Source organism: Longinema margulisiae (assembly GCF_025266855.1).
GTDB lineage: Bacteria > Spirochaetota > Brevinematia > Brevinematales > Thermospiraceae > Thermospira.
In genome coordinates this window covers 409042-435238 of sequence record NZ_CP053071.1, presented here as the reverse complement: position 1 = coordinate 435238, position 26197 = coordinate 409042, and the positions used below count along the sequence as shown (strand labels likewise).

The following is a 26197-nucleotide window of genomic DNA, read 5'->3' as shown; positions in this document are numbered from 1 at the left end:
ATTTCCTCCTATTTTACCAGTATCGATTCAAGTGTCCCTAACTGAGGGAACACCTGGTATAACCATTGTGAAATCATTCCCATGGTATTCAGGACTAAGAGAAGCCCGAGAATCACGAGAAGCACGCCACTGGCTTTTTCCACGACGGGGAAAAAACGTTTCATGGAACGTACCCACTGGGAGGCTGAACCTACAAAAATACCCATCACAAGGAAAGGAATACCAAGGCCGGCTGAGAAGAGAAGAAGAAGCCCTATCATCAAAAGAAGGTTCTGTGTGGTAGCCGCTGAGAAGAGGATGGCACTGAGTACCGGTCCAATACAGGGACTCCACCCCGCCGCAAACGAGACCCCGAGAAGAAAACTCCCCCATGGTCTGGTTTTGTCTCCCTCAAAGGAGAGCTTGACCTCTGCATCCAGAAAAGAGAGTCTCACAAGGCCAAGAAAATGGAGACCCATGAGTACAATAAAAGCCCCGGCTATCCGCTGGATCCACTGCTGGACAAAAGAGAGAGAAGCGAAAACCACATAGAAAATCACAGAAAAGAGCACGAAGATGACGGTAAACCCCATGATGAACGCTAAAGTACGGAGAACAGTTCGACGAACCGAAGGGGTTTTTTCTTCAAGACTACTTCCCGACATATACGCAAGGTAGATGGGAATCATGGGAAGAATACAGGGAGAGACAAAGGTGATAATCCCCCCGGCTATGGCAAAGAAAACAAGCATCCCAAAAGACATACGACCTCCTTTTATATGAATATATTATAATATTTTTATCTTTGAAAGTCAAAAAAATCCCCTTTGGAAGGGGATTTTTTTGAAATCATGGACTAAGAGGGATGTTTTTACTTTTTTGTGATTTCCAGCGTCTTTTTCACCAGTTCCTTGAAGACCTTTCCCCGTTCTTCATAATTCTTGAACATATCAAAGCTTGCACATCCTGGAGAGAAAAGGATCACGTCTCCACTTGTGGCTTTTTCAAGAGCGAGGTAAACAGCCTCTTCTAACGAGGAAGCCTTGAGAGTGGTGGGGAATTGCCAGGCCTCGGCTATCTTTTCTGTGGCCTGTCCGATGAGGATAACTGTTTTTGCCTTTTGGTGGACCAAGTCGCGTACAAGGGTGAAATCAAGTCCCTTGTCAAGCCCTCCCGCAATCAGGATAACCGGCTTTTCAAAGCTTTCCAACGCCTTTTGAAGGGCGTTGACCGTGGTAGCCTTGGAGTCATTGTACACTTCTATCCCATGGGAGTTTGCCACAGGTTCAAGTCTATGTTCAAGACCATGAAATGTTCGAAGGGTCTGCCGGAGAGAATCAATGGGCACGCCGGCATAGAGAGCCACTAAAGAAGCCGCCATCACATTTTCGATGTTATGCACTCCCTTGAGAAGGAGTTCCTCCTGTTTTATCAGAAGGATGTCCTGGTAGTAGATGCTTCCCTCACGGAAAATCATGTCTGCCTTTTTCGTTCGGCTAAAGGTGAGAAGACGGCTTTTGACGCCACGGATAATCTCTTCAAAGAAGGGACTATCGGCATTGACAATGGCGATGTCATCTTCTGTCTGGTTCATAAAAATTCGTTTTTTAGCTTCAAGGTAAGCCTTCATGTCGGGGTATCGATCAAGATGATCCTCGGCTAAGTTCAGAAAAGCCGCTATCTTAGGACGGAAATGAACAATCTCCTCAAGCTGGAAACTGGAGAGTTCCAATACCATTTCCTTGATGGTAGAAACAGCCCCTTCGTGTTCAAAGATGGGAAGACCGATATTGCCCCCCACAAGGGCTGGCTTGTAGGCACTGATGAGGGCATGGGCAAGGGTGGTAGTGGTGGTTTTCCCATCGGTTCCTGTAATGCCATAGTAGTAAACTTCCGGATGAAAACGGTAGAAAAGTTCTATATCTCCAAAAACCTCTATGCCCCGTTTTTTGGCTTCCTGCACTAAGGGAATGGTGAGAGGAACTCCCGGGCTTGGGAGAACGACATTGGGCTTCACTTCGTCCAAAATCTCCACTCCCTGTCTTCCCAAAAGACTAAAAAGCTTTGGATGGGCTATCTCCCGAAGAAGGGCCTGTTTTTCTTCGTTGTCCACGGTATCGGAAACATAAACCTCCTCTCCACGAGCAAGAAGGACTTTGGCTGTGGCAAAGGATGTTCGTTTTGTCCAGCCGATGAGAAGATACCTCATAGAGACTCCTGAAAGTTTTTGCCTATATTGTAGCGAGAAAAAAGAGAAAATACAAAAAAAGACCATAGGAGACCCTTGCACAGGTGTTTTCTTCCCCTGTTTAGGTCAGGGGCGTAGCCCCTCTTCCCCGCTTTTTCTGTTTCCAAGGGCTTATTTGTCTTTTTTTATTCAAAAAATAGACTTGTTTATTATGGAAAGGAATATTTTTATACTACTTTTTGCTTTTTTATGACTTTCTTGAGACCTTTGCACATTCGTGCAAAGGTCTCCATAGGGAAAGAAAAAGGGGCTTTCCTGAGAAAGCCCCTTTCTTTGGTTAGGCTTTTTTCTTTTCAAGATAGAGGATCTTATTCATCGCGTTGAGGTATGCCTTGGCTGAAGCTACCAGCACATCGGTACTGGACCCATGGCCGGAATAGACCTTGCCCTCATACTTGAGAGAAACCATGGCCTCTCCCATCGCATCCTGACCAATAGAGATGGATGAGATGCCGTAGTCCTCCAATTCCGGGGAAATACCCGCAATGCGATTGATGGCTTTGTAGATAGCATCAACGGGGCCATTTCCGATAGCAGCCTCACGGATGGTGCGATTGTTCTTCTTGAGTTCTACCGTCGCGGTGGGGAGAGTGTTACTGCCACTCATGATCTGAACATGCTCAAGAAAGAGCATCTCGGGTAAGTCAATGGCAAGGCATTCTGAGACAATGGCGATGAGTTCATCATCGTACACAGCCTTTTTCTTGTCGGCGACCTCGGTAAACTTGGCAAAGACCTTGTCAAAATCCTCTCCCTGGATATCATAGCCAAGTTCCTTTAACCTTGCCTGAAGACCGTGTTTTCCTGAGTGGCGTCCCAAGACAATCTCAGAGTGGGAACGGCCAATCTGTTCAGGTTTCATGATTTCATAGGTGCGTCTCTCTTTGAGCACCCCATCCTGATGGATACCTGCCTCATGGGCAAAGGCGTTTTTGCCCACGATGGCCTTGTTGGGTTGAACCTGAATACCGGTAACAGAAACAATGAGACGGCTGGTTTTGTAGATCTCCTGGGTGACAATGCCTGTTTCCACCCCAAAGACATCCTTGCGAAGTTCAAGAGCCATCACAATCTCTTCCATAGCGGCATTGCCAGCCCGTTCTCCGATGCCGTTGACAGAAACCTCCACCTGTCGTGCTCCGGCCTCAATGGCTGCCAGGCTATTGGCCACGGCTAAACCAAGGTCATTGTGGCAGTGAACGGAGAGTACGGCTTTGTGTATATTCGGCACCTTTTCCTTCAGTGTTCGGATGATACGGGTGAATTCAGAAGGTACCGTGTACCCTACCGTGTCAGGAATGTTGATGGTGGTAGCTCCTGCTTCAATAGCGGCTGTCACTACTTCCACAAGGTAGTCAAGCTCGGTTCTTGTGGCATCCTCAGCAGAGAACTCTACATCCTCTGTGTACTGACGGGCATACTGGATGGCATACACCGCCTGCTTGAGAATTTCTTCTTTTGTCTTTTTCAGCTTGAATTCACGATGAATAGGTGAGGTGGCAATAAAGGTGTGGATACGTTTGCGTTTTGCTTCTTTTAGTGCCTGGGCAGCCGCATCAATGTCTTTTTCTACCGCCCGGGCAAGCGAAGCAATGATCGGGGTCTTCACCTCAGAAGCGATGAGTTGTATCGCATCAAATTGAACAGGAGAAGAAACAGCAAACCCAGCCTCAATAATATCCACCCCTAAACGTTCCAGTTGCAGGGCCACCTTGAGTTTTTCGTTTATCCCCATGCTGGCACCTGGGGACTGCTCTCCATCACGAAGGGTTGTATCAAATATATATATTTTTTCTGCCATAGCATACTCCTTTTTTGGTTTATTGTGGGGGTCTTTGAAACATATCCTCTACTCTGGGCGAAACGCCCAAAGGATGCTATAAAGATAAATCCCAAAAGAGAATCCTTTTATTCCTTTGCAAAAATGCCAGAAAGCCCCATATATCTCTCCTTGCTTTCTATTATACTCTAAACATCGGAAAAAAGCAAGTTTTCCTGAGTGAGAAACCTCATACCAAAATTAACCAAAAATTCTTCAAATCTTCATCGTTTTTTCATTTTTGAGACCCTTGCACGGGTGTTTTCTTCCCCTGTTTGGGTCAGGGGCTACGCCCCTGAAACCCCGCTTTTTCTGTTTACAAGGGCCTATTTGTCTTTTTTTATTCAAAAAAGTGATTACGTTTCCAACAGGAGACCTGAAAGAGAGAGAAAAGGATAAAGAAGTTACCCCTGGCTCAAAAGATTTTTGTCAACTGTAGTATACAGGGAACATTTTAGATAAACAAGTTTTTTCTGGGGAAAGTACCCTTTTTAGGCCATAAAACAGGGCAATAAGTACGTACCATCCCTATGTTTTATATCACATCCTGCCAGTAGACACCATCGATAGCCTCATCACGATTATAGTAGTAATGCAAACGCACAGCAAGAACATTGGTTGCCCCTTCTCTTTTCCATACCCCCACATCCATTCTCTGGTTTATGGTTCGCATCAGCCGTTCTGCCCTTGAGGTTGTTCCTGGCAAACCATCTTCACTGTCACAGGCGAACATGTCTTTTTGAGCACGAAGAAGATAATAAAAACAATGTTTGCGCCCTTTTTCGTGAAATAAGTCAAGAAGATTCTGAATATGCTGTCTGCGCTCGCTTTGATAACCAAGTCTTGTTTGCCAGTCATTTTTGTACCCCAAGAAACAGGCTTTCCCTGTTTCAGCGACAATATTTGTCCACTCAGAAGAACGATATCTCACTCTATCAAGACGAAGAAAATACTTCAATTGATAACTTACATGCCACAAACATCGTTGAAAAACGATACCGGGATGTTTGCCCTGGTTAATCCCTGTATCTCCATCGACAACAAGAAAAAACCGAGAAAAAGAGTGTTTTTCTTGAATGGGCTTAAGAAGTTTGTCCCAACCTGCATGGTAATTATCCACAAGAAGGCCTGCTATTCTTGTATTTTTTCCTGTCAATGGGGAGGCTTGTTGCCTCTCCTGCAAAAGAATTTTAGCTTCTTCTCCTTTTTTCTTGCCCTGAACAGGAATACCCGTCCCATCGGCTTCTCCACAGGGTTTTTCTTTTTCTGAGATACTGAAATGTATCTTTCTCCCAATATTTTGAAGGTTTTTCCAGAGGGTGCTAAGACCTATTTTATACCCTGTGAAGGAAAGAATACGAGCGGCCACTCGATAGGTGGTAAGAGCCCCGGCTAAAGCCACTCTGTAGATATCTTTCAGGATTTGCCTTTTTCGCTTTTCTACACCAAGAAGAGATCTTGTGAGAAAAAGTTTTCTTCCACACTTTTTGCATTGAATTTGGAGCTGAGGAAGAGTGATCTTTCCAAAGGGCATCAGAACAAAAACAGTGTTTTTTCCATGCTTTGTTTTCCATATGAAGTGATGTTTTTCTCCGCATGTACAGGTGATACGACCTTCTTTTATTTCTTTTTCTGCCACTTCTACAGAAATCTGATGAACAAATGACTCAAACACTCCTTTGATGGCCTGGAGAAAAACCACCACTAACGTCTCAAGTTTTGTGTCAGGGTAGTCGATAGTCAAAGTGAAGGTGAATTCTTTACGCATGGGTTCCTCCTTGTGTCCTATTATCGGCCAGGGAGGAACTTTTTTTGCTTTTCCTCATCTTCCCACTGCAGGTCTCCTGAAAAAAACGTTACCAAAAAAGTTAGAATTATTTATTATGATAAGGAATATTTTTATACTATTTTTATTTTTTTATTACTTTTTTGAGACCTTCGCACATTCGTGCAAAGGTCTCGAGAGAGAAAAAAAGAAAGCCCTTGCATGCAAAGGCAAGGGCTTCAACATAGTTGTTTTTGTCACAGTTATGAGATGAAGCTTGCTACCATATCCCCAACTTCTGTGGTGGAGTATCCCATCTTGCCAGCGGAGAGGCTCTTGAGTTTGGTACAGGTGGTAGCTACAGCTTTTTGAATAGCCTCGGCAGCCTTGTGTTCACCAAGTTCATCAATCATCATACGGGCGGCCTCAATAGCGGCCAAGGGGTTGATGACATTTTTGCCGGTGTATTTAGGGGCGGAACCGCCAATGGGCTCAAACATGGAGACACCTTCGGGATTGATGTTTCCACCGGCGGCGATTCCCATGCCTCCCTGAATCATGGCTCCGAGGTCAGTGATGATGTCGCCAAACAGGTTTTCTGTCACGATCACATCGAACCATTCGGGGTTTTTGACAAACCACATGGTGGTGGCGTCAACATGGAGATAGTCTCTTGGGATATCAGGATAGTCTTTTTGCCCCATTTCTTCAAAGGCACGGAACCAGAGATCGCCAGCATAGGTGAGTACATTGCGTTTATGGACAAGATGAATAGGTTTCGCCGCATAGGAAGCGCTCTGCTGGTTTCGGCGCTTTTTGAGTTCAAAGGCATATTTAAGACAGCGATCGACGGTCTTTCTATCGTACACCATCACCTGGGTGGTAATTTCATCGGGTGTTCCTACCTTTGTGGCCCCACCATGGCCAGTATAGATGCCACCCGTGTTTTCTCTGATAACAACAAAGTCAATGTGTTCAGGGGTTTTGTCTTTGATGGGGGTTTCCACACCGGGATAGAGTTTCACCGGACGAAGATTGATATACTGGTCAAGATCAAACCGAATACGCAGAAGAAGTCCCTTTTCGAGAATACCGGGTTTCACATCGGGATGCCCAATAGCCCCGAGATAAATGGCATCATACTGCTTGAGTTCTTCAATTTCTTCAGGTTCAATAATTTTACCAGTTTTGAGATAACGTTCACCGCCAAAATCATACGTATGGAAATCAAATTTGATTCCATACACGTGGCTCACGGCATTGAGAACCTTGAGACCTTCACGAATGACCTCTGGACCTGTTCCATCGCCGGGAATAACGGCAATCTTGTACGCCATGAAAAACCTCCTTTGTTATCCCTGAATATAGGCAAGAAACGCCTGGCGGAGCGCTTCATGTTTTTTCTCTACAGCGGGCATATCATCAAACTTTCCACGGGTGGTGAAGTAGAATTTGATCTTTGGTTCTGTGCCGGATGGACGAGCAACAACCTTGGCTCCATCGGACAATTTGAGAAGTACCACATCTGAAGAAGGAAGACCAGTACTTCCTTTTTTTGTATGGGTGGTCATATCGATCACTTCATCTGTTTTCATATCCTGTTTTTCTAAAACCTTCCATTCGCCAATGGTAGAGGGGGTTTGTGTGCGGAGCTTTTCCATCATCGCCTTTATCTGAGAAAGCCCTTCAATACCGGCTAATGTGAGAGACTTCTGGCTTTCTTTGTAGAACCCATACTTGCGGTAAATATCATAGAGAACATTGAGGGCAGAGGTGCCTTTTGATTTGTAATAGGCGGTGAGTTCAGCAAAGAGACTAACTCCCATGATGGCATCCTTGTCCCTGACAAAGTCAGCAAGCAGTACCCCGTGACTCTCTTCACAACCAAAGACGAAGTTTTTGCCCTCCTGTTCAAACTGACGGATCTTGAGACCAATCCACTTGAAACCAGTGAGCACATCAGCAAGACCAATCTGATAATCCTTAGCAATATCCGCAATGAGGTCCGTAGTCACAATGGTTTTCACCATCCAGGGATTTTGGGGGAGTTTCTTCTCTGTCGCCACATAGTAGGCTAAAAGGGTGGCTATCTGGTTGCCATTCAGGAGTACCATCTTGCCAGTTCTGTCACGAAGGGCAACCCCCAGTCGGTCAGCGTCCGGATCGGTGGCAATAAAGATGTCATAACCATGTTCGGCCGCATAGCGCATACCCTCTTGCATCGCTTCTGTTTCTTCAGGGTTGGGGTAGGGAGTGGTAGGGAAATTGCCATCAGGGCGTCCCTGTTCTGGAAGAACATAGACATCCTGGAATCCCCACCGTTTCAGGGCTTCGGGGATGATTCTGTAGCCTGTCCCGTAGAGGGGAGAGTAACAGATTTTGACACCAGCCGAAGGGGCTACCTCCGGGTGAATGCTGATAGTTTTCACCCTTTCTAAATAGAAAGCGTCTATTTTGGTGTCAATGATCTCAATCAGTCCTTTGGCTTTGGCTTCATCAAAGGAGATATATTTCACCTGAGAGAGGGAGGAGATCTTTCTCACCTCTTCAATAATACCCTTGTCTGCTGGAGGGGTGACCTGGCAACCATCATCCCACATAACTTTATACCCGTTGTATTCTTTTGGATTGTGCGAGGCGGTAATCATCACCCCAGCCTGGGCTTTTAGTTCTCGGATGGCAAAGGAGACCATCGGGGTAGGGTGAATGTCCTCGTAGAAATACACCTTGATGCCATTGGCGGCCATTACAGAAGCGGTTTCCATGGCAAAAACATCAGACATCAGTCGAGAATCCCTTCCGATCACGACGCCTTTTTTTGGGTCTCCCTTGGCATAGATATAGTTTGCCAGTCCCTGCGTAGCCTTGCGAACCACATACCGATTCATACGGTTGGTTCCGGCACCAATAATACCGCGAAGCCCGCCTGTACCAAATTCCAGTTCCGTGTAAAAACGGTCTTCGAGTTCTTTTGTATTCCCTGTGTCAAGAAGGGACTTAATTTCTTGATGGGTAGCTTCGTCATACTCTGGGCCGAGCCACTCATCAATACGTTTCTGGATCTCCTGATTCATAGTGCCTCCACATCAGTTAACATAAAGTAAAATATAGTATACCACAAAGAGAAGAAAAATGCTATTTTTTGAGGGTATGGTTTTAGGAATGATGGGGAATAAAGAACTTTGTCGTTCCACACTCATACAGAATGAGTATCTTCACACAAACACTGAATACTTGTTCAACCATCTTTTCTCTTTCAGTTTTAGGCTCTTTTTGTTACCCATCTTTCTTCTTCCACGAAGCGCTCCCGCGCGGGGTAAAAGGGGCTCCGCCCCTTTTGAAACCCCGGCCCCGCCCCTGCGGCGGTTTCTGTAGCCAACGACCTTCATCCCCCTGGCGGGCTGGAAGAAAAGCCTGTAGCCCCGCTCTCTTCCGTAGCCCCCCGGGGACAGCCCTCCCTGTCTGACCCCGGGCTTCCTCGCCACCTCCTGTGGCTCGGACAGTGGTGAAAAGACGATGGCTTCCATTACCAGCCCGCAGGGCACGTGTCCCCTGCAGGGGCTTCTCTCAGGTGGCACCGCGGCAGGGGCGGGGAAAAGGCTATGACCTTGTTTCAGCAAAAGCCAGAGGTTAAACGTCTAACCTCCCCTATCCAGAACAAAACCACAGCTCTTGCCATGTTTCAGCAACACCCCAGCTCTCCACTTCTCTCACACAAAAGACCTATAACACACCACAGGACATACAAATACACACAACTCGTTTGAACAAAAGAGAAAGCTATCCCCCATCAGGCTGAAATAAGGGAATAGCCATATCTTGCCGTCATGTTTTCAAGCACGACCCTTTTTTCAATAGGCATCATAACAGAAAGCTTTTGTGTTGTTTCCTTTCCCTGTTCATAAGAAATGTGGAAATAGGTATTCAGTTTCATATGTGGAACGACAGGGAATAAAGAACTTCACTTCCAAAAATTTGACTTTTTTTCTTCTTTCCTCTATACTATTACCAGGTGAGTATGGAGTCGGTGGCCCGACTCCTTTTTTATTACTGGAGAAAGGGATGCGAGAAAAAGAACTGGAAATCGTGAAGGATACCGTAGAGACCCTTGGCTTTGTCCTTGTTGATGCTTTTTTTCAGGGTGGTCGAAGACCATCCTCTTTGACGGTGGTTATTTACCGAAAAGACAGGGAGGTGACCAGTGCCGACTGTGAACAGGTATCCCAGGTGATAGGAGAGAGGCTTGCCGTTGAGGTGGGCTTTGATTATGACTATGCCCTTGTGGTGGAATCCCCCGGGGTGGACAGAAAGCTCAAGAACCTCCGGGAGGTGGAGATTTTTCTGGGCAAGCCAGTGCGTTTGGTGGTCAAAAACTTTCAGGAGTATGGGCTGAAGGACTCTGTGGTGCTTACAAAGATAGAACGTATCGAGGGCACTAACCTTGTCTTTACCTACGAGGGGAAGAGTTATGCCATTCCATGGGAAAGGTTTAATCAGGTGAAACTCCATTTTGATATAAAAGAGTATTTGAAGGAGGAGGAATAGTCTCATGGCTCTTCTGGATTATCTGGCAGAATTTGCCAAGGAAAACAAAATCTCCAAAGAATTGGGAGAAAAGATTCTTGCCGAGGCTTTTTTGACACTCTACCGAAGAAAGTTTGGCAAGGAATACACCAACATGGAGATTCACATAGACCGTAAACTTCATCTCTATCAGGTGAAAAAGGTGGTTGATGAGGTGACGGATCCTATCACTCAGATTACCGCTGAAGAGGGTCTGAAATATACGAGAAAAAAGAGCCTCAAAGTTGGTGAGGAAGTCCGTGTACCCCTTGATATGGAGGAGTTTACGGATAGACAGGGTGTGATGGTGCTCAAGCAGACCATCAAGCAGAAACTGGTTGAGGTGCAGAGGGACTGGATCTATAGCGAGTTTATCACCAGACAGGGTTCTCTGGTGAATGCCAAGATCAAATCCAAAACAGACAAACCTCTCCCCGGGTATCTTGCTATGCTTGAATGGCGGGACGCAGAGGCCTTTTTGCCCCTTACGGAGACCATTCCTGAGGAGGAGATTCGTCCCGGGACGACGGTGAGGGCTATCCTTCTCAAGGTAAATCCGGCTTCTGCTTCGTTTTCTGAACCCCAGCTGATTCTCTCACGGGCATGCAAGGAGATGGTTATTGAACTTTTGAAGCTCAATATTCCTGAGTTGATGGATGGTACCTTTAGCATCAAGGCGATTGCTCGTAAGCCAGGAGAGGTCACCAAGGTGGTGATTCAATCCACCGATGAATCCCTTGATCCCGCCAGTGTGACCATCGGGAAACAGGGTGTTCGCATCAAACCTATCCGTGCTGAGATCAATGATGAACGGGTAGAGATTATCCGTTATTCGGACGATGTGAGAGAGCTTATCAAAAATGCGGTGATGCAGAGCCGCGTGCTTCGGAATCGTACGGCTGAGGTCTATCATGTAGAACTCAATTCAGAGGAGAAATTGGCTCGTGTGGTGGTTCCCGATGAATTTGTCGCTCCCCTCATTGGGAAAAAGGGAACCCATCAGCGTATGTTAGAAGAGGTGGTGGGATACCGTATCAGTTTTGTACCCTATAGTGAATTTCAGGAAAACCTTGCTCAGAAACAGAAGGAAGTGGATAGAATCTTGGGTCTCAGTGAGGTAGAAGAGGCCGAGGTAGAGCTTGTTGAAGAGGAGAGCATTCCTCTTGAGATGCTACCCTTTTCTCGAGAGCAGATCAAGACACTGCACAAGGCCGGTTTTAACGATGTGGCAGAGATTATTGAGAAGTGTTATTCTATTGAACGGTTAGCCGAAGTGTGCAACATCTCCGTCGATGAAGCTGTGGCTATCTGGCAGGTGATTAAGGACAACATCACCATTGAGGATGAGGTTGTTGAGGAATAGGCTGGGCTACGAGGAGGAAGAGTATGTCCGACGAAAAAAAGAAAATAGTGATTAAGAAGAAGATTAAACTGAAGACCCCCCCTTCCAAGGCGGAGGAAAAACCAGCAGAAGCAGCAAAACCTTCGTCGTCGCAGGCTCCCTCTCAGGCAAAGCCTGCACCCTCTCAAGCAGGGACAAAAGAGCCTCAGAAGACTGCGGCTCCTCAGGGGGCATCCTCTTCTCCTCGTCAAGGAAATAGACCTCAACAGGGAGGGAGAGACTACCGTTCTCGAGAAGGACAGCCCAAAGAAGGACAGGGTCGAGAGGGACAGAGATCTTCTCAGGGGAAAAGATTTACCCTTGACAAGAGTCGTCAGACCCATCAACGCGATAGGGGACAGCCCTCCCAGGGACGTTCTTCTTCCGGAGAGAAACGGCAGGGATTTGCCCCGCAGCAGCCTTTTTCTACAGGAAAGGAGACAGAGAATCGTACCAAAGGGAGAATTCCCGATCACAAAGCCAAATCAGCTGATGTATTGAAAGAAAAGGACATGAGCGAGCAGGAGGAGATTTTCTTCTCCAAGATACAGGATCCCAAGAAGAAAGCTAAGAAGGAATACGCTATTCCTGAGAGTATTGAGATTGGTGAGGTGATTACTGTGGCTGAACTCGCAAGGAAAATGAATCTCAAGTCGGCTGAGATCATTCAGAAACTTCTGGAACTCGGAATGACGGCGACAATCAATGATACCCTTGATGCGGATACAGCGACTATTGTGGCTAACGAATTTAACTGTCAGGTGGTCGTCAGAAGTCTCAAGGATGAGGTAGAAATCAGAGAGACCGAGGATAGACCTGAAGATCTGAAACCACGTATTCCTGTGGTGACCATCATGGGACATGTGGACCATGGAAAAACTAAACTTCTCGATGCTATCAGAAAAAGCAATGTGGCCGAACATGAAAGTGGTGGGATTACCCAGCATATTGGGGCCTACAAGGTGAAAACTCCAAAGGGAGAGATTACCTTCCTTGATACCCCTGGGCATGAGGCTTTTACTGCTATGCGTGCGCGTGGGGCTAATGTGACAGATATTGTGGTACTCGTGGTATCAGCTGTCGAAGGGGTGATGCCCCAGACGATAGAGGCGCTCAATCACGCCAAGGCCGCCAAGGTGCCTATTATTGTCGCGGTGAACAAGATAGATCTCCCCGATGCTTCGGTGGATAGGGTGAAACAGCAACTCAGTGAAGAGGGGCTTCTGCCCGAAGAGTGGGGTGGGGATACCATGTATGTTTCTGTGTCCGCACTCAAAAAGATAGGGATAGAGGAACTTCTTGAGGCGATTCTTCTGCAGGCTGAAATGATGGAACTCAAGGCCAATCCGGATAAACCTGGTGTGGGTTATGTGATTGAATCAAAGATGGATATTGGTCGTGGTCCTGTAGCCACCGTGATTGTGAAGAACGGCTGTATTCGCGTTGGAGACTATTTTGTTGTGGGAACCACCATGGGTAGGGTACGAGGTATGTTTGATGATGTTGGCAACAAGGTCCAGGTGGCTTATCCTTCGTATCCTGTGGAGATCATGGGGTTTGATGCGGTACCGGAAGCAGGGGACAAGTTCCATGTGGTGGCGGATGAGGACTTTGCTAAACAGATTGTAGCCAAAAGACTTGAGCTCAAGCGTATCGAAGAAACCAAGCGGATCAAAAAGCTTCAAATGGAAAATGCCATGGAACAGCTTTCCATGCAGGATGTGAAAGAACTCAAGGTGATTATCAAGGCGGATGTTCAGGGGTCTGTAGAGGCTATCAAGCATGCCCTTCTGAAGATTGAGAACCCTGAGGTGAAGATTTCTATTCTTCATGCGGCGGTGGGGGCTGTGCTTGAGAGTGATGTGATGCTTGCGGAAGTCTCTGGTTCGCAGGAAGGAGCAGCGGCTGTTATTTTAGCCTTCCGTGTACGAGCGGATGCTATGGCCAAGGAAAGGGCAGAAAGGCAAGGGGTAACCATCAAGCGTTTCAATATCATCTATGAACTCACGGATTATATTGAGGGACTTCTCAAAAATATGCAGACCGTGGAATACAAGGAAACGGTTATCGGAACGGCTGAAATTCGTGAGGTGTATAAGATCAGTGGGGTTGGCAAGGTGGCGGGATGTTATGTAACCCAGGGATTCATTCGCCGTTCTGAAGAGGTGCGGATTTATCGTGAAGGGGTCCTGGTATGGTCCGGTAAGCTTCTTTCTCTCAAGCGCTTCAAGGATGATGTCAGTGAGGTCCAGGAAGGCTTTGAGTGTGGTATGTCTTTTGTGAACTATGAAAACTTCAAGAAAGGGGATATTGTGGAGTGTTACAAGCGAGAAGAGGTGAAAAAGTAATCCCCGGGAGAACGTATGGCAACACGAAGAAGACTTGAAAGGCTCAACAAGACACTGATGAAAGAGATTGCCGAGGTCATTATGACCGAGGTAAAGGATCCGAGGCTCACCAGTATGGTCTCTGTACTTGAGGTGGACATGAGTGAGGATATGCGCCATGCCAAAGTGGTGGTGAGTATCTATGGAGAAAAAAAATCCGACAACTTCAAAACCTTTGAGGCTTTAGAATCTTCGGCCGGATATATCTCTTCTGTGGTGAGTAAGGCTTTACGGCTTCGTTATGCGCCGAAGCTTTCGTTTGAATGGTCAAAAGCGATGGCTTTTGCCGATGAGATGGGGCAGAAGATCAAGGAAGCGATGAAGCAGGTGAAACCTGAGGAAGAGGACCATGTCTCAGAAGACGAAGAGAACGACGCTTAAGCGTTATCCTTATGGTTTCTTTTTTCGTCTCTGGGGGCTGGTACACCGGTATCGTCGCTTTTTGGTGACCACGCACGTTCGCCCTGATGGGGATGCGGTGGGAAGTAGCGTGGCCCTTTCCCTTTTTTTGAGGAATTTAGGGAAAGAGGTAGTTTTTGCCCTTGAAGAGCCTCTTGATAAAAAGTATGCCTTTCTTTCAGAAACCTCACGAGTCGAGGTATGGCAGGAGGATAAACCAGTTCCTTCTGTCGATGTGGCCTTTGTTCTTGATAGTGGGGATATATCCCGCATTGGCGAGATCCAGTCCTGGCTTGGTTCGGCTATCGTCGTGAATATTGATCACCACAAGGATAACACCTTGTTTGGTTCTCTCAACTGGGTGGATGCGACTGCCTCCAGTGTGGGGGAGATGCTTGTGAGGTGGTTGGGGGGAAAGGTGGAGGGAGAGATAGCCCAGGCGCTTTTTTTGTCTTTAGCGACGGATACGGGTTTTTTTCGTTTTTCGAATGCTTCTCCTTCCGTCTATCGAATGGCAGCTTCTCTTCTGGAAAGGGGTGCTTCTCAGACACTTGTCTATGAACACATCTATCAGAATCGTCCCTTTGGGTTTCTTTTGCTTCTTGAAAGGCTTTTGGGGCATCTGGAACTTCACCATGACGGCAAACTCTGTATAGGGTATGTGTCTTTTGAGGATATGAAAGAAACCAATTGCTATGACACGGAGGGGCTTTTGGAGTATTTGGCTCTCATTGAAGGGGTTGAGGTGTATGTGCTTCTCAAAGAAAAGGAGAAGGGAAAGATTTCGGTCAGTTTTCGTACCCGTACTGACTATTATGATATGAGCGAAGTGGCAAGGGAATTTGGAGGGGGAGGACATACCAAAGCGGCGGGATGTTCTCTTGAGGGGGATATTCACAGCTGGAGGGGGCAAATTCTTGAGGCTACGGCGAGGTATATGATGGGGAAAGAGGTGAAGGGGCAGGAGAGGTTTTGGTAACGTTTTTTTCAGGAGACCTGCAGTGGGAAGATGAGGAAAAGCAAAAAAAAGTTCCTCCCTGGCCGATAATAGGACACAAGGAGGAACCCATGCGTAAAGAATTCACCTTCACTTTGACTATCGACTACCCTGACACAAAACTTGAGACGTTAGTGGTGGTTTTTCTCCAGGCCATCAAAGGAGTGTTTGAGTCATTTGTTCATCAGATTTCTGTAGAAGTGGCAGAAAAAGAAATAAAAGAAGGTCGTATCACCTGTACATGCGGAGAAAAACATCACTTCATATGGAAAACAAAGCATGGAAAAAACACTGTTTTTGTTCTGATGCCCTTTGGAAAGATCACTCTTCCTCAGCTCCAAATTCAATGCAAAAAGTGTGGAAGAAAACTTTTTCTCACAAGATCTCTTCTTGGTGTAGAAAAGCGAAAAAGGCAAATCCTGAAAGATATCTACAGAGTGGCTTTAGCCGGGGCTCTTACCACCTATCGAGTGGCCGCTCGTATTCTTTCCTTCACAGGGTATAAAATAGGTCTTAGCACCCTCTGGAAAAACCTTCAAAATATTGGGAGAAAGATACATTTCAGTATCTCAGAAAAAGAAAAACCCTGTGGAGAAGCCGATGGGACGGGTATTCCTGTTCAGGGCAAGAAAAAAGGAGAAGAAGCTAAAATTCTTTTGCAGGAGAGGCAACAAGCCTCCCCATTGACAGGAAAAAATACAAGAATAGCAGGCCTTCTTGTGGATAATTACCATGCAGGTTGGGACAAACTTCTTAAGCCCATTCAAGAAAAACACTCTTTTTCTCGGTTTTTTCTTGTTGTCGATGGAGATACAGGGATTAACCAGGGCAAACATCCCGGTATCGTTTTTCAACGATGTTTGTGGCATGTAAGTTATCAATTGAAGTATTTTCTTCGTCTTGATAGAGTGAGATATCGTTCTTCTGAGTGGACAAATATTGTCGCTGAAACAGGGAAAGCCTGTTTCTTGGGGTACAAAAATGACTGGCAAACAAGACTTGGTTATCAAAGCGAGCGCAGACAGCATATTCAGAATCTTCTTGACTTATTTCACGAAAAAGGGCGCAAACATTGTTTTTATTATCTTCTTCGTGCTCAAAAAGACATGTTCGCCTGTGACAGTGAAGATGGTTTGCCAGGAACAACCTCAAGGGCAGAACGGGTGATGCGAACCATAAACCAGAGAATGGATGTAGGGGTATGGAAAAGAGAAGGGGCAACCAATGTTCTTGCTGTGCGTTTGCATTACTACTATAATCGTGATGAGGCTATCGATGGTGTCTACTGGCAGGATGTGATATAAAACATAGGGATGGTACGTACTTATTGCCCTGTTTTATGGCCTAAAAAGGGTACTTTCCCCAGAAAAAACTTGTTTATCTAAAATGTTCCCTGTATACTACAGTTGACAAAAATCTTTTGAGCCAGGGGTAACTTCTTTATCCTTTTCTCTCTCTTTCAGGTCTCCTGTTGGAAACGTAATCAAGCCTTTTTTATCATCTTCTTCGGTATGAAACAAAATTAGCTGAAAGGCTCAAACGAAAGAAACACGAACAGTTTTCAGATATGGATATTGTGGTTGGGATGACGTTTTTGCTCGCTATGGCAAAACCACACTTTTGTGAAATTGAAACTTTACGAGGAAGTGAATTTTTTAGTTCATTTTTTGAGCGAAAAGAACCACCTTCTGAAGAGATTCTCAGGCAGCGTTTAGATGAGAAAGACGACGCCTTTAGAAAGGTTATTTTAGAAGAAAATAACCATTTAGTTGCAAAGAAAGGAAGAATAAGTTTCTACGTTGAGGAGGGACCTTCTTCTCAGAAAAGAACGTTTGTTCCTCTCGACATTGACACTTCTCCGTTTGATAATTCGGAAACGAAGAAAGAAGGGGTAAGTCGAACTTACACAGGGGTTTACGGATATTCTCCTATCTTTGCCTATCTTGGAGAAAAAGAAGGTTTTTGTATTCATGGGGAGCTTCGGAAAGGATCTGCCCATATGCTTTGTGATGGGGGAAAGTTTATCCGGGAGGCTATTCAGAAGGCAAAGCACATCCTTAAGCAAAAACAGAAAAAAGAGGCAAGGATTTTGGTGCGCATGGATAGCGCCGCAGACAGTGATGAGATTATTCTTTTGTGTCAGGCGGAAGGTGTAGATTTTATCATCAAGAAAAATCCCCGTCAGGAAGACCTGTTCACATATGTCGAAATGGCACGAAGTTCCCAAACGGCTATATGTAAAAAACCAAGGGATGGAAAAACCGTGTACAGGGATAGTATTTCCGTAAGAGATGGTTTGTATCTTGTGTATGAAGTTGTACTGAGAGAAATTGACCCTGATGGGAAAGTCCTTCTTTTTCCTGAGGTGGAATTTTCTGGGTACTGGAGTTCGATAGCGGACGTGGAGGAGGTGATAAAACTCTATCGTGGGCATGCTACCAGTGAACAATTTCATTCGGAATTTAAGACAGACATGGGACTTGAGCGATTTCCAAGCGGAAAGTTTGAAACGAATCACACGGTGCTTGTTTTAGCCATTTTGACGTTCAATATTTTGAAACTGATAGGACTTTCTTCTTTTGGGCATTATCCTCCTGAAAGTCGGGGTTTGTATCGACTGAGAATTCGCACTATTATTCAGGATCTGATATATTTAGCTATAAGGTTTGTGAAAAAGGGTGGAAAGAAGATGGTTCAACTTTCCCGCAAGTGGACTTTTTCTCTCATCTTCTGGGAAACGGTTGTTTCACCAACCTGAGAAGTGTTTTTGCCTTTTGTCTGAATACTCGTTTATCCCTGTTTTGGGGAAGGGGGCATATTGTTTTTTGCCCTCTAAAAAGGCATTATTTTGAACTTTTAGTCTGTTCTTTGTATTCATTCTTAGAGAAAATCTCTTTGTTTTGAGGTTCTCATTTCTCTTTTTCCCCCTTTTTTGAGGTTATGAGGGGGATTTTTTCTTTTTTTAGCCACGGACAAAGGTTATTTCCACGGATGCAGGAAAGGGAATAAACGTATAATTTATTAAAAGAAATCCTTAAAATATAAAAGGAGGTAAGAATGAAACGTAGTTGGTTTTTGGTTGGTTTGTTTGTGGTGTCGTTGGTGGTGAGCTGTGGTATCCCAGGGTTGGATGATCTTTTAGGTGGAGGGACGACCACAAATGCGGTGGTTACTAATACTGTTACTAATGTTGTGACTAATGGAGGTGGTGGTAGTGGCAGTGTTGCGGTTCTTGTTGCCGAGTATCTTTTCGATGGCAATGCGAATGACAGCAGTGGAAATAAAAATGATGGGGTACTTCGTGCCCCTAAATGGTATAGCCTTCCCTTTTTGACCAATGGTCGGAAAGGGATTCCACAAACGGCTTATTATTTTCCCGGAAGAGAAGAGATTAATGTGATGGGACCTCATATTGATTGTGGAAATGGTCCTTCAATTACAAATATTCAGGATGAACTCACAGTATCGTTGTGGATCAAGCCTGCGGTTTTGCGAACACGAAATCTTCAAATCATTGGAAGGGAATCCAATCCCTTGCTTGGTGGGTGGGGGATATGGATCAATATGGATGGAAAGATCCTTTTTAACTTATCAAAGGATGGTGAGGCTGTGGAATTATGGAATAGTAAAGTGCAGCTTACCACAGACCGTTTTTATCATATTGTGGCTATGTACGATAGGAAAAGAGGAGTCGCTTCTGTTTATATTGACAACAAAAAACAAACCTGGGAAAATCTGTTCTATTCGTTGACATATCCACTCACCCCAAATAGTATTGTTTTTCATGAGGACCACTTGATGATAGGGGGATTCTGGGGGTGCGGAATCTCCTATTTTGAGGGAATTATTGATGATGTGAGAATCTATAACAGAATTCTCACTGATGAAGAGGTAGAAGCGCTTTATAGAGAGTGAGGCATGGGGAAAAAGGGAGGGGAGATTTGTGTGGAATGAGCAGGATTTTATTTTTTGGTGGTCTTTCATGGTAAGACTGAAAGGAAGGTATCAAGAAGCTGTTTGTTACGAATCTCACTATCCCATACGGTGATGATAAGGTTTTTAGCCTGTTGAGAAAGTTCTGTGTAAAGCTGGCTGTCGTAGAGAAGGTGAAGGACATTCTCGGCGAACTTCTGGATATCAAAACAGGGTGTTTTTATGACCCCTTGAGGATAATAGGTTTTGAGTGCTTCGAGGTCGAAAGAAACTCCTGGAAGCCCCAAAGCCATTCCCTCTGCCATAGCCATTCCCCCACTATCATAGGTGGCAGGATGGAGCATCACCCGACTCTGAGCAAACACGCGGTATTTTTCTTCACCAAGGAGGGTACCCAAAAACTCAACGTGATTGACTAAACCGTATTCTCTCACTTTTTGTTTCATTTCCTCTTTGAGGGGGCCGTCTCCTATAATAGCAAGTTTAGCGTCATTTTTTTTCTCTACAACCTGTTTCCATATTTCAATGAGTTCCAAGCATCCTTTCTGGTAATGGAGTCTGGCCATAAAACAGCCATCATAGATTTTGGGAAGATTTTGAAATTTTTCTTTGAGAGGGGCAATCTCATGCATGCAAACAAAACCCTGAATGACGATCACTTTTTCCTGGGGACGCTTTTTCGTAATAAAACGCTTTTTATCGGGTTCTGAGGTGACAAAGACAATATCAGCAAACTTCTTGATGAGCCAATAGGAGGGAAGCTGGCTGAGGTAATAAAAGAGTCCGCGAAGAAAGTTCTTGCCTTTGTAGGGGGAATTTTTTTTCCATGGAGGAGGAGCAAAAAGATAAAAGCCTGCTACCCAGCGAAGTTCTGGATAGCGTATTTTCATAAAAAAGGCAGGAAAACTATCAGGCCAGAAGTCGGACGATGAGTAGACTATATCCCCTGTTTCATAAGAGTAATTCTTTATTGCCCATTTGATTCCTTTCCACGTTCTTTCAAGGAGGTAGCCGGCATGATGCCATAATGTGTCGTGCCTTTTGATGTTGCTTGGAAGGGTAAGAGTATGAGGAGCCTTGACTTGGGTGTTTTTTAATACACTCAGATAGTCATCTGAAGAAACAACATACATATCAAATTCATTTTGCCAGTACCTGAGAATTTCTGTAGAGATTCTGTCCCCGCCGCTTAAAGCCCCTTCCCCAATGTACGAAAGACTTACAAGAAAAAATCGTTTTCTCATGATGTATACTCCGGGTCAAGATGAGAAAGTATTTCCTCAAAGTTTTTTTCGCTATAGTACTTTTCCACATAGGGTCTGGCGTTTTGATAGAGCTTTTGGTAAAGATCTCTGTCGTTTTTCAGAGTAAGGATAGCGTTTATAAAATTTTCCTTGGTGGGTTCAATAACGATACCAACCTCTGGAGTTACGACTTCAGGGATACCCCTTTTTTTGCTTCCTATAACGGGGGTTCCACAGGCTAAGGCTTCAAGGATAACCCTTCCGAAACCTTCTTCGTAAAGGGAAGGAATACAAAATACGTCAGCAGCGTTATAAAATTTATAGAGTTCTGTGTTATCCTGTCTTCCCCAGAAGGTTATGTTGGGGAGAGGATTATTGAGTAAAAAATCTTCTTCTGGTCCTGTACCAACAAACCAGAAGGAAATATCTTTTTCCGTTTGAAGAGCACTGGCCACTTCCCAGAGAAGTTTAAAACCCTTGATAGAGATAAGCCTTCCAACAAAGAGAACAATGAATTTGGAAAGAGAAACATCGAAAGATTCTTTTGCTTTTTTCTTTTCAATTGGTAAAAAATGTTCTAATTGTATCCAGTAATGAAAACGATGAATCTTCTTTTCATCAAGACCAATAGTGGAGAGTTCTTTTCGAGAACCATCAGAAAGGCAAAGGATAGTATCGGCAGATTGGAGAATCCATCTGGTAAAGCGTGCCGTGAGTGATTGGGGGGACATTTCATAAATGGCATGAGTTGACACAACGATTCTTGGTTTTTTATAAATCGACTTGAGCCATTTGGCTATGAGAGCACTGCTAAGTCCATGAGCATAAATGGTGTCAGGTTTGCCTATTTTGAATTGGCAGAGAAGAAGGGTCTTGAAAAAAAGGTAGGGAACAAGGTAGAGGAATTGAAGAAAAGGATAATGTTCAAGGATATGAAAAAGGTTTTTGAACCACCAGTGACGATAGATGGTGATATTTCCGATGATTTCTTTCTTTTGATAGGTTTTTATGTTTTTTGTCACGATTGGTTTGTAGGTAGAAACTGAGACACGGTAAGAGGGATATTTTTGAAAGGCTTTTACAATATCGCTCATGTGGGTTTCTACCCCTCCAACGTCTGGAGGAAAAGTGGGGGAAAGAAGAAGAATATGTTTTTGTTTATAAGACATACCAAAGACCTCAGCGTTTTTTGTTTTTTTTCCTGGTGACAAAGACTATACCCACTAAGAATCGCAAAAAGTACATTCCTATAGCAAGGAAAGGATGAGAAAGAAGATATTTCCATTTTCCTTTTTCGATAAATACTCCCACATAGCGGTACCATAATCCAAATTGCTTTTTGAGGTCCGGGTCATTCTTTCCCCATTTCTGGATATAAGGGGCAAAGTTCTGGGTATAGTACGTCTTTTTTTTGAGGTAGGTTTGGAGAGAAAATTCTGATTCGTTATGGTAAATGCAGCAAAGGGGAAAGGGAGGAGAAACACCTTTTTCCTGAATAAAACCCCAGAGGGAAAAATTTATCAGAAAATTTTCCTGGCTCTGAAGAAGATCAATTGGTCCTTGTTCTTTTATTTTTTTGTCAAGATCCCAGTCTTCGGGACCGGAGAAATTTTCATCAAATCCCCCTACCTTTTGAAAAATATCCTTTCGAAAAAACCTTGCCCCATCAATAACTGTTCCATCATAAAAACGACGTTCAAATCTCCGGACTCGAGACCAGTAGGAGGTACCTAAAACAATTTCCGGGATATGAAGGGCGACGGCATTTTTCGTTTCCATCCACCAGACACAGGCTTCAATAAGTGAGGGAGAGAGGATCATATCGGCATCAATATACATGACGTATTTGCCATGAGCTTTTTCTATCATGCCATAGTTTCTTTGGGCAGAACGTTCAGGACCTTTGAGATAGACATAGGGGGTATATTTTCTGGCGATCTCTTCTGTTTTGTCTGTAGAGTGGTTGTCTACGACAATGATCTCTATATGTGGATAGGTTTGTTCTTTGATACTTTGGAGACAATTGGCAATATTTTTTTCTTCGTTTTTGGTGGTGACCACTACAGAGACAAGGGGCGAGTCATTCATGAGGTACCTCCGATTTAGGATTTGTTTTTTTGAATATAAAGATCATGGTTTCTTTGTCGGCAATTTTAGCCAAAGGATATAAAATTCGAAGTAACCATTTTGTTAAAAGAGGACTTTTTTTCACCGACCACCAGAGGTCTAACGGATATTCCCACCACGGGGAAAAACTTTTTACGTAAAAGAGGGGAAGAGAGTGGGTGAGTGTCTCGATAGTCTTTTGTGTTGGCCACCATACATGGCGTGGGGCATCAAGGTGAAACCAGTGTTCTTTGCCAAAAGAAAATCCTAAACTTTTAGCCCATGGAAGAGCAAAGACAAGAAGTCCATTCTCTGAAAGAAGATTGCAGGCTTTTTGAAGATATTTTTGCGGGTTATTGCAATGTTCTAAAACGTGCCAGAAACTGATAATATCAAAGGTATTGTCTCCAAAGTCCAGCGAAAGAAAGTCTCCCTGAAAGCACAGAATATTTTTTTCGCTTATTTTCTTATAACCTTTTTCAGAGATTTCTACACCGACAGGTTGAAAATATCTTTTTGAAAGTTTTTGCAAAAACTTTCCATCTCCTGCTCCTACATCAAGCCATCGTTTTGGAAAATTACTCTTTTTTGGAGGGGAGAGAAAAAAAATCCTGAGTTGAAAACTTAACATATCTATAATATCAGAAAAAAAAGAAAAAGGAGTTTTCTGATTATTATAATAATCAAAAGAATTATAATACCTTGCGTAGTACTGAGGGTCTTGTACAATAGAAAGTTGATATGTTTGACAATTATTACAAAAATACACGGGAAATTTTTCGTCGGAAAGAAAATATCGCCCATGGGTATTTGAAGCTTTCATGATAGGAGAGGAAAGGGGAGATTGACATATCATGCAGGTTGGTTTGTTGATGGTATTCATTTTTTTCTCCCAAAATCCATGAGATGTCCTATCACCTTCATCCCCGCTCGCCAGAAGTACTTGACATCCTCGATATCTCGAATAGAGAGGAGTTTTCGCAGAAGAAATTCAGGATGAAAAGCCACAGAATACAGTCCCTGCACGTATTTCATCAGGGTTTCTGGAGACATCGGGGTTTTCATCATAGGTTCTCGCATGTCGTATCTATCCCAGTCTTCGCTGACAAGCCAGCCGTTTTGTCTGCATTCTTCAAAGAGAGGGGTGCCGGGGTAGGGAACCACAACGGTTGCCTGCATGGTGTAGGCGTAGTTCTTGATGAGAAGATAACGACCAAGTTCGAGGGTACACCTGGCATCCTCTTCGGTTTCCCAGGGATAGCCAAACATGATGGTGATGTGGGGGTAGAGACCCGCCTTTCGCATGAGTTTGACGTTTTCTACCATTTCTTCAATGGTTTCTCCCTTTTTGACCCTGTCTAAGGTTTTTTGATTGGCGGATTCAATACCGACGAGCACAAGTCTGAAGCCGGCCTTTTTCATGAGTTTCATCTGGTCATAGGAGAGGGCCTTACCAAGACGCATGTTGCAGTCCATGGTGACCTTTTTGTGGTAGCCCCGACGTATCATCCCTTCACAGAAATTGTCAAGCCATTCCCCGACTGGAAATGTCCCTGTATCATCCATGATCTCACGAACATGGTACTTTTCAATGAGCATACCTATCTCATCGAGAACATCCTCAACGGGGCGTTTATTGAACTGGGGATAGAGGGTTGTCCAGGAGCAGAAGGTACACTGGTGATACCAGCAGTCTCTTCCGGCCATGATATAGGTCCCCGGGGTGTGTTTGTAGTTACCGTTATGATAGGCATAGTTTTCCCACCGTGTGAGGTCTCGATCAATCCAGGGAAGAGTGGCAAGATCATACTTGCGCTGAAATTTTCCCGAGGAGACAATGGTATGGTTTTCACGGTAAAAAAAGCCTGGTTCAAGAGAAGAGACTTTTCCGGAAAGAAACTCTACAAGATTCAAGAGCAGAAAATCATAATCTCCCCCTGTGAGGATATAATCTACAGGGCAGGCCTGGAGGGTCTCTTCAGGGAGAGCGGTGACGTGATCACCCATCAGGACAACAGTGATGTTGGGGAGAAGTTCTTTGAGAGCTTTGACAATCTCCCAGTGTTTTTTGATCACCGGTGTTTTGGTTTCCATGGCGACGAGTGAAATTTCCTCTCTTTTGAGAAAGGAAAACCACTCATCGAGAGAGAGACCTTCAGCAATGCCGTCCAGCCACACCACATCGTAGCCTTTTTTCTTGAGAAGGGTGGCGGCACTGGCTGGTACCATAGGGTAGATGAAGGTGGGGTTATTGAACCACTGGAATTGTCTATTCTGTGAGAGAAGTGGGACACCCTTTTCACTTTTCAACGGGGGGTAAGTAATGGCAATTCGCATAGATTACCTCTTGAGTTCTTTTGTGAGAAGTCCCTGTATAAAAAACCATCCATAGGTGAGATGGGAAGCCAAAATACCTATCATGGTACAGAAGCGTTCAAAAACTGTTTTGCCCTCTCCCAAAAGAAAAGCCCCGAGAAAGTAGACAAGCAGGGTTCCCCCATAGAGCCACCAGAGAAAAGGGAAGAGCAGAGAGAGGACCCAGCCAAAGAGTGTGCCTAAAAGGAAAAGTGAGGGGAGAAGATAGGCCACCTTGAGAGAAGTGGCCGGGTAGCGCTTGGCAAAAAATCCCCTATGGAGGGCATAATTGGCAATTTGTCGGAAGTGATTGGGAAAGAGAGGACGACGATGATGCCAGACGATCACCTCAGGGCTATAGAGGATACGGTGGCCTTTTTCCTTGATGGCGAGGCAGAGCTTGGTGTCCTCTCCAGGATAGTAGGTAGAATCAAATCCACCCACACTTTCAAAAACCTCTTTTTTTACAATCAGATTCACTGATGGGAGATCATAGTCTTCGTGTATGGTACCCACGGGGATATAACGCTTTCGGTAGTTTCCACTCATCCATAGAGAAGCATAAATATTCCCCGAAAGGCGCTGGGAAAAACCATCTGAGGGAGGGGTGATACCAGGGCCTCCCACGGCGCCGATATCATCGGACGACAAAAGAATATCCACGGCGCGACTGAGCCACTTTTCATCAGGATAGGCATCATCATCGGTAAAGGCGAGAATAGTTCCCTTGGCAAGTTTGGCACCCATGTCGCGTTTTTCCGCGGGACCAACAGGTCCCGACGGAACAATCCGGATATCGAGTTTTTGAGAAAGCACTTCTGTTTCGTTTTCATCCGGGAGGATAATGATTTCAAAAGGGGAGTAGTCGAGTCTTTCATAATAAGGTATAGCCTCACGGATGTAGTGATTGAAGGCCTTGAGGGGGATAATCACAGAAACCAGTGGACGAGACAATCTTTCCTCCTTTCGTGTGAGAAAATATTATAGCCCATTCTCTTTTTTTTGTCAAAAATGGGAAAGA

General features: G+C 44.7%; 20 protein-coding genes and 1 pseudogene. 8 read left to right on the top strand and 13 right to left on the bottom strand.

The genetic code is table 11. The features are described from left to right. Nucleotides 1-8: 8 nt before the first annotated feature. The 7 genes from BREVNS_RS01985 to BREVNS_RS01955 form a co-directional block, all read right to left on the bottom strand. Nucleotides 9-743, bottom strand: coding sequence for a cytochrome c biogenesis CcdA family protein (locus BREVNS_RS01985; protein ID WP_483427390.1), 735 nt, complete (start codon nt 741-743; stop codon nt 9-11). Nucleotides 744-850: 107 nt separating this feature from the next. Further along, nucleotides 851-2188 (bottom strand): UDP-N-acetylmuramoyl-L-alanine--D-glutamate ligase, encoded by a 1338-nt coding sequence (murD, locus tag BREVNS_RS01980; protein WP_483427389.1) that lies wholly within the window; start codon nt 2186-2188, stop codon nt 851-853. A 316-nt stretch (nt 2189-2504) separates the two neighbouring features. Next, entirely contained in the window at nt 2505-4073 is a 1569-nt protein-coding gene (locus BREVNS_RS01975) for a 2-isopropylmalate synthase (RefSeq protein ID WP_483428057.1), read from the bottom strand. Nucleotides 4074-4581: 508 nt separating this feature from the next. After that, the gene (locus BREVNS_RS01970) at nt 4582-5814 is read right to left on the bottom strand and encodes a hypothetical protein (RefSeq protein WP_483426754.1); all 1233 of its coding nucleotides are present in this window, start codon (nt 5812-5814) and stop codon (nt 4582-4584) included. 260 nt (nt 5815-6074) lie between these two features. Then, entirely contained in the window at nt 6075-7148 is a 1074-nt protein-coding gene (locus BREVNS_RS01965) for a 3-isopropylmalate dehydrogenase (protein WP_483427388.1), read from the bottom strand. 15 nt (nt 7149-7163) lie between these two features. Beyond that, entirely contained in the window at nt 7164-8885 is a 1722-nt protein-coding gene (locus BREVNS_RS01960; RefSeq protein WP_483427387.1) for a phospho-sugar mutase, read from the bottom strand. Between the two features lie 141 nt (nt 8886-9026). Further along, on the bottom strand, nt 9027-9338 hold the full coding sequence (locus tag BREVNS_RS01955) for a hypothetical protein (protein ID WP_483427386.1): 312 nt from the start codon (nt 9336-9338) through the stop codon (nt 9027-9029). A 535-nt stretch (nt 9339-9873) separates the two neighbouring features. Here BREVNS_RS01955 and BREVNS_RS01950 point away from each other — a divergent pair. From BREVNS_RS01950 to BREVNS_RS01915, 8 genes and pseudogenes are all read left to right on the top strand, one after another. Then, the gene (locus BREVNS_RS01950; RefSeq protein WP_483427385.1) at nt 9874-10356 is read left to right on the top strand and encodes a hypothetical protein; all 483 of its coding nucleotides are present in this window, start codon (nt 9874-9876) and stop codon (nt 10354-10356) included. Nucleotides 10357-10360: 4 nt separating this feature from the next. Continuing rightward, nucleotides 10361-11737, top strand: a complete 1377-nt coding sequence (nusA, locus tag BREVNS_RS01945; protein ID WP_483427384.1) for a transcription termination/antitermination protein NusA — start codon at nt 10361-10363, stop codon at nt 11735-11737. 23 nt (nt 11738-11760) lie between these two features. Next, nucleotides 11761-14103: a translation initiation factor IF-2 gene (gene infB / locus BREVNS_RS01940; protein WP_483427383.1), complete on the top strand. Its 2343-nt coding sequence runs from the start codon at nt 11761-11763 to the stop codon at nt 14101-14103. 15 nt (nt 14104-14118) lie between these two features. Continuing rightward, on the top strand, nt 14119-14523 hold the full coding sequence (gene rbfA / locus BREVNS_RS01935; protein ID WP_483427382.1) for a 30S ribosome-binding factor RbfA: 405 nt from the start codon (nt 14119-14121) through the stop codon (nt 14521-14523). Next, nucleotides 14492-15520 carry a DHH family phosphoesterase gene (locus tag BREVNS_RS01930; RefSeq protein ID WP_483427381.1) on the top strand — a complete coding sequence of 343 codons (1029 nt, stop codon included), beginning with the start codon at nt 14492-14494 and terminating at the stop codon, nt 15518-15520. Before rbfA ends, BREVNS_RS01930 begins: the two co-directional genes overlap by 32 nt. A gap of 89 nt (nt 15521-15609) precedes the next feature. Continuing rightward, on the top strand, nt 15610-16842 hold the full coding sequence (locus tag BREVNS_RS01925) for a hypothetical protein (RefSeq protein WP_483426076.1): 1233 nt from the start codon (nt 15610-15612) through the stop codon (nt 16840-16842). Between the two features lie 224 nt (nt 16843-17066). Further along, nucleotides 17067-18296 (top strand): annotated as a pseudogene (locus BREVNS_RS01920) (IS1380 family transposase); the annotation flags it as partial. A gap of 299 nt (nt 18297-18595) precedes the next feature. After that, complete coding sequence (locus BREVNS_RS01915) at nt 18596-19453, top strand: LamG domain-containing protein (protein ID WP_483427380.1); 858 nt, start codon at nt 18596-18598, stop codon at nt 19451-19453. A gap of 65 nt (nt 19454-19518) precedes the next feature. On the opposite strand, the gene BREVNS_RS01910 is transcribed toward BREVNS_RS01915, so the two are convergent. Genes BREVNS_RS01910 through BREVNS_RS01885 form a run of 6 tightly spaced genes read right to left on the bottom strand, consistent with a single transcriptional unit; the run spans nt 19519 to nt 26130 of the window. After that, nucleotides 19519-20715: a glycosyltransferase family 4 protein gene (locus BREVNS_RS01910; RefSeq protein WP_483427379.1), complete on the bottom strand. Its 1197-nt coding sequence runs from the start codon at nt 20713-20715 to the stop codon at nt 19519-19521. Next, nucleotides 20712-21884 (bottom strand): glycosyltransferase family 4 protein, encoded by a 1173-nt coding sequence (locus BREVNS_RS01905; RefSeq protein ID WP_483427378.1) that lies wholly within the window; start codon nt 21882-21884, stop codon nt 20712-20714. The genes BREVNS_RS01910 and BREVNS_RS01905 overlap by 4 nt, the downstream gene beginning before the upstream one ends. Nucleotides 21885-21894: 10 nt before the next feature. Beyond that, on the bottom strand, nt 21895-22803 hold the full coding sequence (locus BREVNS_RS01900) for a glycosyltransferase family 2 protein (protein ID WP_483427377.1): 909 nt from the start codon (nt 22801-22803) through the stop codon (nt 21895-21897). Then, on the bottom strand, nt 22796-23704 hold the full coding sequence (locus BREVNS_RS01895) for a class I SAM-dependent methyltransferase (protein WP_483427376.1): 909 nt from the start codon (nt 23702-23704) through the stop codon (nt 22796-22798). The genes BREVNS_RS01900 and BREVNS_RS01895 overlap by 8 nt, the downstream gene beginning before the upstream one ends. Next, nucleotides 23701-25158, bottom strand: coding sequence for a B12-binding domain-containing radical SAM protein (locus BREVNS_RS01890; RefSeq protein WP_483427375.1), 1458 nt, complete (start codon nt 25156-25158; stop codon nt 23701-23703). Before BREVNS_RS01890 ends, BREVNS_RS01895 begins: the two co-directional genes overlap by 4 nt. 3 nt (nt 25159-25161) lie before the next feature. Further along, nucleotides 25162-26130, bottom strand: a complete 969-nt coding sequence (locus tag BREVNS_RS01885) for a glycosyltransferase (protein ID WP_483427374.1) — start codon at nt 26128-26130, stop codon at nt 25162-25164. Nucleotides 26131-26197: the final 67 nt, after the last annotated feature.

What these genes read in the sequence shown, in the direction of transcription:
- BREVNS_RS01985 (WP_483427390.1), bottom strand. Translation starts at nt 743, where the DNA reads ATGTCTTTTGGGATGCTTGTTTTCTTTGCCATAGCCGGGGGGATTATC.
- murD (WP_483427389.1), bottom strand. Translation starts at nt 2,188, where the DNA reads ATGAGGTATCTTCTCATCGGCTGGACAAAACGAACATCCTTTGCCACA.
- BREVNS_RS01970 (WP_483426754.1), bottom strand. Translation starts at nt 5,814, where the DNA reads ATGCGTAAAGAATTCACCTTCACTTTGACTATCGACTACCCTGACACA.
- BREVNS_RS01965 (WP_483427388.1), bottom strand. Translation starts at nt 7,148, where the DNA reads ATGGCGTACAAGATTGCCGTTATTCCCGGCGATGGAACAGGTCCAGAG.
- BREVNS_RS01960 (WP_483427387.1), bottom strand. Translation starts at nt 8,885, where the DNA reads ATGAATCAGGAGATCCAGAAACGTATTGATGAGTGGCTCGGCCCAGAG.
- BREVNS_RS01955 (WP_483427386.1), bottom strand. Translation starts at nt 9,338, where the DNA reads ATGGAAGCCATCGTCTTTTCACCACTGTCCGAGCCACAGGAGGTGGCG.
- BREVNS_RS01950 (WP_483427385.1), top strand. Translation starts at nt 9,874, where the DNA reads ATGCGAGAAAAAGAACTGGAAATCGTGAAGGATACCGTAGAGACCCTT.
- nusA (WP_483427384.1), top strand. Translation starts at nt 10,361, where the DNA reads ATGGCTCTTCTGGATTATCTGGCAGAATTTGCCAAGGAAAACAAAATC.
- infB (WP_483427383.1), top strand. Translation starts at nt 11,761, where the DNA reads ATGTCCGACGAAAAAAAGAAAATAGTGATTAAGAAGAAGATTAAACTG.
- rbfA (WP_483427382.1), top strand. Translation starts at nt 14,119, where the DNA reads ATGGCAACACGAAGAAGACTTGAAAGGCTCAACAAGACACTGATGAAA.
- BREVNS_RS01930 (WP_483427381.1), top strand. Translation starts at nt 14,492, where the DNA reads ATGTCTCAGAAGACGAAGAGAACGACGCTTAAGCGTTATCCTTATGGT.
- BREVNS_RS01925 (WP_483426076.1), top strand. Translation starts at nt 15,610, where the DNA reads ATGCGTAAAGAATTCACCTTCACTTTGACTATCGACTACCCTGACACA.
- BREVNS_RS01915 (WP_483427380.1), top strand. Translation starts at nt 18,596, where the DNA reads ATGAAACGTAGTTGGTTTTTGGTTGGTTTGTTTGTGGTGTCGTTGGTG.
- BREVNS_RS01910 (WP_483427379.1), bottom strand. Translation starts at nt 20,715, where the DNA reads ATGAGAAAACGATTTTTTCTTGTAAGTCTTTCGTACATTGGGGAAGGG.
- BREVNS_RS01905 (WP_483427378.1), bottom strand. Translation starts at nt 21,884, where the DNA reads ATGTCTTATAAACAAAAACATATTCTTCTTCTTTCCCCCACTTTTCCT.
- BREVNS_RS01900 (WP_483427377.1), bottom strand. Translation starts at nt 22,803, where the DNA reads ATGAATGACTCGCCCCTTGTCTCTGTAGTGGTCACCACCAAAAACGAA.
- BREVNS_RS01895 (WP_483427376.1), bottom strand. Translation starts at nt 23,704, where the DNA reads ATGAATACCATCAACAAACCAACCTGCATGATATGTCAATCTCCCCTT.
- BREVNS_RS01890 (WP_483427375.1), bottom strand. Translation starts at nt 25,158, where the DNA reads ATGCGAATTGCCATTACTTACCCCCCGTTGAAAAGTGAAAAGGGTGTC.